This window comes from Vibrio rubrogenes, assembly GCF_059641415.1.
Genome location: NZ_JCARSY010000036.1, coordinates 26961 through 35935, shown reverse-complemented (window position 1 = coordinate 35935; position 8975 = coordinate 26961). Strand labels below are relative to the sequence as shown.

Annotated in this window: 11 protein-coding genes; all 11 read right to left on the bottom strand. The window is 45.1% G+C overall.

Features of this window, described 5'->3' with window-relative positions; translation table 11 throughout:
• Positions 1–143: 143 nt before the first annotated feature.
• Entirely contained in the window at positions 144–2240 is a 2097-nt protein-coding gene (fusA, locus tag AC55NX_RS17780; RefSeq protein WP_496996944.1) for an elongation factor G, read from the bottom strand.
• Positions 2241–2315: 75 nt separating this feature from the next.
• A complete protein-coding gene (gene rpsG / locus AC55NX_RS17775; protein WP_038181306.1) occupies positions 2316–2786 on the bottom strand; it encodes a 30S ribosomal protein S7 in 471 nt (156 codons plus the stop codon).
• 111 nt (positions 2787–2897) lie between these two features.
• A complete protein-coding gene (gene rpsL / locus AC55NX_RS17770) occupies positions 2898–3272 on the bottom strand; it encodes a 30S ribosomal protein S12 (RefSeq protein ID WP_038181303.1) in 375 nt (124 codons plus the stop codon).
• Positions 3273–3406: 134 nt separating this feature from the next.
• Entirely contained in the window at positions 3407–3682 is a 276-nt protein-coding gene (tusB, locus tag AC55NX_RS17765) for a sulfurtransferase complex subunit TusB (protein ID WP_496996943.1), read from the bottom strand.
• Between the two features lie 8 nt (positions 3683–3690).
• Positions 3691–4047 carry a sulfurtransferase complex subunit TusC gene (tusC, locus tag AC55NX_RS17760; protein WP_496996942.1) on the bottom strand — a complete coding sequence of 119 codons (357 nt, stop codon included), beginning with the start codon at positions 4045–4047 and terminating at the stop codon, positions 3691–3693.
• On the bottom strand, positions 4044–4439 hold the full coding sequence (tusD, locus tag AC55NX_RS17755) for a sulfurtransferase complex subunit TusD (protein ID WP_496996941.1): 396 nt from the start codon (positions 4437–4439) through the stop codon (positions 4044–4046). The genes tusC and tusD overlap by 4 nt, the downstream gene beginning before the upstream one ends.
• Positions 4436–5158 (bottom strand): helix-turn-helix transcriptional regulator, encoded by a 723-nt coding sequence (locus tag AC55NX_RS17750; RefSeq protein ID WP_059122859.1) that lies wholly within the window; start codon positions 5156–5158, stop codon positions 4436–4438. Before AC55NX_RS17750 ends, tusD begins: the two co-directional genes overlap by 4 nt.
• 168 nt (positions 5159–5326) lie before the next feature.
• Positions 5327–6361 carry a tryptophan--tRNA ligase gene (trpS, locus tag AC55NX_RS17745; RefSeq protein WP_496996940.1) on the bottom strand — a complete coding sequence of 345 codons (1035 nt, stop codon included), beginning with the start codon at positions 6359–6361 and terminating at the stop codon, positions 5327–5329.
• A gap of 118 nt (positions 6362–6479) precedes the next feature.
• A complete protein-coding gene (locus tag AC55NX_RS17740; protein WP_496996939.1) occupies positions 6480–7166 on the bottom strand; it encodes a phosphoglycolate phosphatase in 687 nt (228 codons plus the stop codon).
• An 89-nt stretch (positions 7167–7255) separates the two neighbouring features.
• Positions 7256–7930, bottom strand: a complete 675-nt coding sequence (rpe, locus tag AC55NX_RS17735; protein ID WP_496996938.1) for a ribulose-phosphate 3-epimerase — start codon at positions 7928–7930, stop codon at positions 7256–7258.
• A gap of 158 nt (positions 7931–8088) precedes the next feature.
• On the bottom strand, positions 8089–8928 hold the full coding sequence (locus tag AC55NX_RS17730) for a Dam family site-specific DNA-(adenine-N6)-methyltransferase (protein WP_496996937.1): 840 nt from the start codon (positions 8926–8928) through the stop codon (positions 8089–8091).
• Between the last annotated feature and the right edge of the window lie 47 nt (positions 8929–8975).

The window sequence follows — 8975 nt, the reverse complement described above, 5'->3', positions numbered from 1 at the left end:
CGATCGTGTTCCTTCCTAGTTATGATTCACTCTAAGTCACGTACACTTAAAGTGCGCCAGAAATTGCTATTTTATGCGTCAACGTTCGTCAACGCAATAGATTCGTTATTAACCACTATTTGTGATTTATCGACAAATAAAGGTTAACCACGCTCAGCGACAATTGCATCAGCAATGTTTTTCGGCACTTCAGCGTACTTGGAAAACTCCATTGAATACGAAGCACGGCCTTGCGTCGCAGAACGCAGATCAGTTGCGTAACCAAACATCTCAGAAAGCGGGACTTTAGCATGTATAATCTTCAGCCCTGCCGGGCCATCATCCATACCTTCGATGAGGCCGCGGCGACGATTCAAGTCACCCACAACATCACCCATCCAATCTTCCGGAGTGGTTACTTCAACTTTCATTAGCGGTTCAAGAATAACGGGGTTTGCTTGCAGCGCACCTTTCTTGAATGCCATTGAGCCAGCGATCTTAAACGCCATCTCACTTGAATCGACATCGTGGAATGAACCATCAAAGAGCGTTGCTTTGATATCCAAGACAGGATAACCAGCGAGCACACCGTTGTTCATTTGTTCCTCGATACCTTTTGCGACCGGGTTAATGAATTCCTTCGGAATTGCCCCCCCCACAATTTCGTCGACAAAAACAAAACCTTCGCCGGGTTCAGATGGTTCAATTTTCAGCCATACATGACCGTATTGACCACGTCCCCCTGACTGGCGAACAAATTTGCCTTCGACTTCCGCTTGACCACGAATGGTTTCACGATAAGCAACCTGAGGTTTACCCACGTTGCAATCCACACTAAATTCACGCTTCATCCGATCAACAATGATATCCAAGTGAAGTTCACCCATGCCGGATATCAATGTCTGACCAGTTTCAGCGTCCGTTTCAACACGGAATGATGGATCTTCAGCTGCCAGTTTTCCGAGGGCAATCCCCATCTTTTCCTGATCAGCTTTAGAGCGGGGCTCTACAGCGATTTGAATCACAGGTTGAGGAAACTCCATCCGTTCCAGAATAACCTTATGATTTTGGTCGCAAAGCGTGTCCCCTGTTGTCACATCTTTCAAGCCAATCGCAGCAGCAATATCACCGGCACGAACTTCTTTGACTTCTTCACGTTTGTTCGAATGCATCTGAACAATACGTCCAACCCGTTCACGTTTTTGTTTGACCGAGTTATAGACAGCATCCCCAGAGTTCAATACACCGGAATAAACCCGAACAAATGTCAGAGTACCAACGAATGGGTCTGTTGCGATCTTAAATGCAAGCGCAGAAAACGGTTCAGAATCATCCGCGTGACGCTCAATATCATTTTCATGCTCATCAATTCCTTTAATCGATGGGACATCGATCGGTGACGGCAAAAATTCAATCACAGCATCCAGTACAGCCTGAACCCCTTTGTTCTTAAATGCACTGCCGCAAGTCGCCAGAACAATCTCATTATTCAGAGTGCGAGTTCGTAAGCCGAGCTTGATCTCGTCTTCGCTTAATTCACCCTCTTCAAGGTATTTATCCATCAGCTCTTCATTAGCTTCAGCAGCAGACTCCACCATATAGCTACGCCATTCTTCAGCTAGTTCGAGCATATCTGCTGGGATATCCTCATATGTGAAAGTCATTCCCTGATCTTCGTCAGTCCAGTTAATTGCTTTCATTTTGAACAGATCGATAACACCTTTAAATTCATCTTCTGCACCGATATTCAACTGAATCGGTACAGGGTTTGCGCCTAGTCGATCTTTTATTTGATTTACCACACGCAAGAAATCTGCACCAGCACGGTCCATCTTATTCACGAAAACTAATCTCGGAACATGATATTTATCCGCCTGACGCCATACTGTCTCAGACTGAGGTTCAACACCTGAGGCACCACAAAAAACGACCACTGCACCATCAAGTACACGAAGAGAACGCTCAACTTCAATGGTGAAGTCAACGTGTCCGGGAGTATCGATAATATTGATACGATGATCAGGGAATTGCGCCTGCATACCACGCCAGAATGTGGTCGTCGCAGCAGAGGTAATGGTGATACCGCGTTCCTGCTCTTGCTCCATCCAGTCCATGGTTGCTGCACCATCGTGAACTTCGCCGATTTTATGAGACAGGCCGGTGTAGAACAGAATACGCTCAGTAGTGGTTGTCTTTCCTGCGTCTACATGAGCACATATACCGATGTTACGGTAGCGCTCGATAGGAGTTTTACGAGCCACGGTTGTATCCTCTTAACTAAGGTGGACCTTAGAAAATAGAAAAGTACTGCGGGTCTCCCCGCAGTACAGGAGGTATTACCAACGGTAATGAGCAAACGCTTTGTTTGCTTCAGCCATACGGTGAACGTCTTCACGTTTCTTAACCGCAGAGCCTTTGTTTTCAGCAGCATCTAACATTTCAGCAGCCAGACGAGCAGCCATAGATTTCTCACCACGCTTACGCGCAGCTTCAACTAACCAACGCATAGCAAGTGCGTTACGGCGAACCGGACGAACTTCTACAGGTACTTGGTAAGTTGAACCACCCACACGACGAGATTTAACCTCAACCGCTGGGCGAACATTTTCAAGAGCTTCTTCGAATACAGCTAAGTGATCTTTACCAGATTTCTCAGCCATAGTATCTAATGCAGTATAAACAATCTTTTCTGCAACTGATTTCTTCCCGTCAACCATAAGGATGTTGACGAATTTTGCCAGCAGTTCAGACTTGAACTTTGGATCTGGAAGGATCTTACGCTGACCAATTACGCGACGACGTGGCATGGATATTCTCCGTTGTCTTCTTCAGGTTATCCAAAACTTTTCAGTTTCTTCAAAAATTAATATTTAAATTAGTGTTTGGCCTTACTTAACGCTTATTTCAACAGAGAAACATTAAGATTTAGGACGCTTCACACCGTACTTAGAACGACCTTGTTTACGATCATTAACACCGGCACAGTCAAGTGCGCCACGAACAGTGTGGTAACGAACACCCGGAAGGTCTTTAACACGACCACCACGGATCAAAACAACACTGTGCTCTTGTAGGTTGTGACCTTCACCACCGATATATGAAGTAACTTCAAAACCGTTAGTTAAACGTACACGACATACTTTACGAAGTGCTGAGTTAGGTTTTTTTGGTGTAGTAGTGTAAACACGAGTACATACACCACGTTTTTGTGGGCACGCTTCCAGTGCTGGCACGTTGCTTTTTGCAACTTGCTTCACACGAGGTTTGCGAACCAACTGGTTAATAGTTGCCATTAACTAGCTCCTGATTTACTGAAAGTAAGCTTTGTGAAAAATCTATACCCTATACAAATAGGGACGCAAAATTCTATGCACCGCGGCTAGATGTGTCAAGAAATATACAATTTTTTTTTAAAGGGCAGGAAAACTTATTCCCAAGTCATTACACTGTGGTGTTGTTCCGTCAATTCGACGAACCCAAGATAATCGGTCATCGTTGTTGAAGGACTGATGCGGTGATAAATTCCTCGGGCTTTTGCATCGGCTTCCAAAACAAACACAGTTTTCTCTTTCAGCAATTCGAACGCATGGTGCAAAGGGTTTGCCGCATAAACCGAATCTTCGATCAGTAAGATGGTATCTTGCGCAGAATAAAAGGGATGAACTCGCTTCAATGCAGCGTCTGTTTTAATCACATGTAACATAAGATGTCTCAAAAACTCAAAACTTTATCTGCCTGATGCAGAATCTCTATCATGGTTTGATCCTGCACAATGGTCACAGGGATGATCAAATCATCTGGCGTCATTCCCCGCTGCATCAGTGCAGTCCGGGAGACAAAAACCTGATCAATATCGTACAGTTCGAGTAGTTTGAGCATCGGTGCATAATCCTTGCTGAGAATATCGTCTGTTTCTTGGCCCTGCAGAAGTTGTAAGACGCCATCCCCCATAAAAACGACTGCAATGTTTTCACTATAGGCTGAGGCAGCCAACAGCGCATCAACCCCTTCTCTTCCGGAACTTCGACCATGAGGTGCGTGATGAAAAACATAAATCAAACGATTCAAAACTGTATGATCCTATCTTGGGTCAACATTGCTTCCGCTAAACTGCCCAGACCGGTCTGCACAAACTCGTCCGCCAGATTATCTTTAAACACACAATGTTGGGCCGCTTCCTTTTCACTCAAAATCCCTCGTCTCAAAGACGCAGCGACACAGGTTTCAAGACTTACACCATGCTCTTTCGCCAAATTTTGCCAAGCTTTGGCAAGATCGAATTCATCATTGGCAGGTACTGATAATGAGGTTCCATTGGTCACACCGTCCTGATAGAAAAAAACACTAACCAGTGTGTGACCTCTCTGGAGTAAAGCGCGTGCAAACTGATAGGCACTCCGAGCTGACTGGGTACCGTACAGTGGTCCATTGACAACCAGTGTGTAAGTCAGAACACTCACTTTTCATCATCCTCCGTTTTACGCTGACGAATATAGAGGTACACGGTATGTTTCGATATGTTCAGACGATCAGCAACGCGATTGATCGCATCTTTAATATCAAAGATTCCTTTATCATATAACGCCATCACAATCTGTCGGTTCTTGGTATTATTCGATACTGATTTATCCGCATTGATTTCTTCGATCGTTCGCTCAACGGTCTGATCCACCAGCTCTTCAACATCACTGGCAAAATTGACGGATGATGCCGCATCCTGTGCATCTTGATTTGGCATAAATGACTGTAGTATCTGAGAAAACGGTGCATCAAGATTGACATTAATACAGAGTAATCCTATCACTCGATTATCACCGTTACGGATAGCAATCGTGATGGATTTCATTAAAACACCACCTTTTGCCCGGGTAAAATAAGAGCGGGAAAAATTCCGTTCAGACCCTTCAATATCTTTTAGCATCTTCAACGCTAAATCCGTAATCGGTGAACCGACCTGACGTCCGGTATTCTCACCATTGGCGATTTTGATGGCAGAAGTATTCAGGTCTTCCAGTGAATGCAATACGATTTCACAAAAAGGACCGATCAGGCTTGCCAAACCATCTACAATAGCCTCATAAGAACGGAGAATGATTTTATCATGCTCTGTAAACGGTTTTACATGCACAGATTCAATTTCCAGTAACATGTCAGCATTGAGTGTCTCTGTCGTCGCCACTTTGTTCCAGCCTTCGAAAATATCAACAAATGAATGTAAGTTTATCAGAAAATTTTAAAGTATCGCTAAGCTATCGTATCAACAACTGATTTAAAACAAGTTTATGCTACCAAATAAAAAGCTGCCGAGAGGCAGCCTTGATATTGATATAACCTTGGTTGGTGATACTCAAAATGGTGTCACAAAACCAACCGCTTGATATGCTTTTTTCAGAATTGGCGCTGCTTTTGCCGACGCGGCTTCAGCGCCAGATTTCATCACTTCATTGAGATAGCCCAAATCAGCACGAATCTGGTGGTATTCACTCTGAACGGGTTCCAGCATGGCGACAATCGCTTCACCGACGTCTTTCTTGAACGGACCATACATTTCCACCCCTGCATATTTTGCTTCGATTTCAGCAAAAGTCATCCCGGTTGCTGCCGAGTACAATCCCATCAGGTTGGAGATCCCGGCTTTGTTTTCAACATCGTGACGAATCCGTGGCGGCGTTTCGGTGTCCGTTTGAGCTTTGTTGATCTTCTTGAGAATCGATTTCGGATCTTCGAGCAGCGTGATGACATTCTTACGATTATCATCCGACTTGGACATCTTTTTGGTTGCATCCTGAAGACTCATCACCCGGGCATTCACTTTAGGAATGTAAGGCTCAGGCACAGTGAAGATCGGTTGCTCAGGGCTATAAATATTATTAAAACGAATGGCAATATCGCGAGCCAGTTCAAGATGCTGCTTCTGGTCATTCCCAACGGGTACCTGATGGGTGCCGTACAGAAGAATATCGGCAGCCATCAAGACCGGATAATCAAACAGTCCGACATTGACATCATTCGCATAACGTGCGGACTTATCCTTGAACTGGGTCATCCGACTCAGCTCCCCCATCTGGGTATAACAATTGAGAAGCCAACTGAGTTGTGCATGAGCAGGGACATGAGACTGAACAAATAAGGTACTCTTGCGCGGATCAATACCGACTGCAAGACAAATCGCCAGTGCATCTAATGTTGCTTCATGTAACGCTTTCGGATCCTGACGCACGGTGATCGCATGAAGATCCACAATACAATACTGACAGTTGTATTCATCTTGCATCTGATGCCATTGACGAAGCGCACCCAAGTAGTTACCAATACTGAGTTCACCGGAGGGTTGAACACCACTAAAGACGATCGGTTTGTCCGAGACGAGGGAGTTGCTCATGAAAAGATTCCTTTGACTTCATCAAAATTAGAGAAAAACCGCGTGATCGTTCTGCAAACAGTCACACGGTTTACTCAGTGTACTCATCAGGAAGTATTTTTCTAGATATTTATCGCATTCATGCCGAGACAAGAACAATATCGAGTAATTGATTGATTTGATCCGCCACATAATCGGGATTTGAGTCAGCAATAGGCTCACCATGATTGTAGCCGTATGTCAGACCAAACGAACGACATCCGGCACGCTGTGCCGCAAGAATATCGTTCTTTGAGTCACCAACCATCAGCATCTGTTGTGGCTGGCAGTTATAGGTTGTGAGCAGCCATTCAAGCGCCATCGGATCCGGTTTCTTTTTCTCAAACCGATCACCACCAACCACTTCTTTAAAATAGTGGGAGATACCATGTTGTTGCAGAATATCCGGAACAAAATGTGATGGTTTATTGGTGACGATTGCCAGTGTAAACCCTGCCTGATATAGCTGCTCCAATGTCTCTTTAACCCCCGGATACAAGTGACTGAGACGGTGTCCTGTCGCGTCATAATACGCATCAAAACGTTTTCTGGCATCTTGCATCAGTTCGGGACTCAAAGACGGATCAACCGTTAAATTCTGACTCAAAGCACGACCAATCAGTACATCTGCCCCATTGCCGACATAATCGCGAACCTGAGCTTCAGATACTCCCGGATACCCTAACGCACGAACCGTCTGATCCGCGGCAACAGCGAGATCGGGAACGCTGTCTAACAACGTGCCATCCAGATCAAATACGATCAATTGAATCTGCTCAAAAGACATCACATTTACTCTCTATTTGATTTTTATATGGGTGATTCAGCATGATCACACCAAGAATGAATCCTTCAGGATTTAACACAAACAACAGATCACCGCTTAACCTGTGCCAACTCAGCACGCATCGCGTCAATCACTTGTTGGTAATCGGGCTGGTCAAAGATCGCAGAACCCGCCACAAACATATCAGCACCGGCTTCGGCAATTTCACGGATGTTATCAATTTTGACGCCACCATCGATTTCCAGACGAATCTGACGGCCGGAAGCATTGATCCGTTCACGAACGGCACTGAGTTTATCCATTGTATGCGGAATAAAAGACTGACCACCAAAGCCGGGGTTCACAGACATCAGCAGGATCAGATCAACTTTATCCATCAGATAATCCAGATGAGTCAATGGCGTCGCCGGATTCAGCACAACACCAGCCTGGCAACCATGATCTTTGATGAGTTGCAACGTGCGATCAACATGCTCAGAAGCCTCAACATGAAAAGTAATCATCGATGCGCCTGCTTTAGCGAAATCCGGAATAAGACGATCAACCGGTTTAACCATCAGATGGACATCAATCGGTGCCGTTACACCATAGTCACGTAATGCTTTGCAAACCGGTGCGCCAAAGGTCAAATTCGGCACGTAATGGTTATCCATGACATCAAAATGAATCACATCCGCACCGGCGTTCAGGACATCAACAACATCCTCGCCTAAACGGGCTAAATCAGCAGAAAGGATGGAAGGGGCAATCAAAAAGTCGTTCATAAAGCAGGCCTCTGTGAGCACGAAGATTAGAAATAGTTGCCAAGATAAACCATTCTACAGAAGCCATTGCGCGGATCCTAGCGAGTGTTGCGCTTTGATATCATTTTTGCGGCGTGTCGAGGATGGCTCGCTCAACCGCACAACACGCTAAAGCCTGACTATTGAGCTGCCCGTGATGCCGGATTGCCTTCAAATAGCGCGAGCAATTCATCCACTTTGTTTCGCCCCGCACCATTGCGGCTGATGGTTCGTTTAACCTTCACAACATTGAGTTTTGCACCATGGTACAGCCTTCGGGTCAGAATCGTATCATGATTAGAGATCAGTACCGATATCCCCCGCTCATTCGCAGTTTTCTCGGCAATATCAGCCAGCGCAGCCTGATCATCAAGTGAAAAGCCACCACCGGTGTAAGAGGTAAAATTCGCGGTATGAGACAACGGAGCATACGGTGGATCGCAATAAATCACACTGACATGGTCCGCTTGTTCAAAGCTATCCCGATAATTGGTACAGACAAACGTTGCTTTCTTCGCTTTCTCAGCGAAGAATTCTAGTTCAGCTTCAGGGAAGTAAGGTTTTTTGTAAGAACCAAAAGGGACATTAAACCCCCCTTTTTTGTTATAACGACACAATCCGTTAAAGCCAAAACGGTTCATATACAGAAATGCTAACGAGCGATACATCACTTCATCGGTCTGATTAAACTGCTGCCGAACCGATAGATAGACTTCTTTACGATTATTCTCGGCAATAAACCACCGTTTGGCTTCTGCGATATAATGCTCGGGCCGCTCTTTCAGCAGGTTATATAAATTAATCAGATCCGGATTGATATCAGCCAGAACATAATGCTCGTAATCGGTATTGAGAAAAATAGAACCAGCACCGACAAAGGGCTCAACTAAAGTTTGAGCGGCCGGTAAATGGCGTCGGATATCATCAACCAATCCATATTTTCCGCCAGCCCACTTCAGAAAGGCGCGATTCTTCTTCATCTACTGCTCTATCTATCCACCACAATCAACAAGGCTGCGAAATCTAA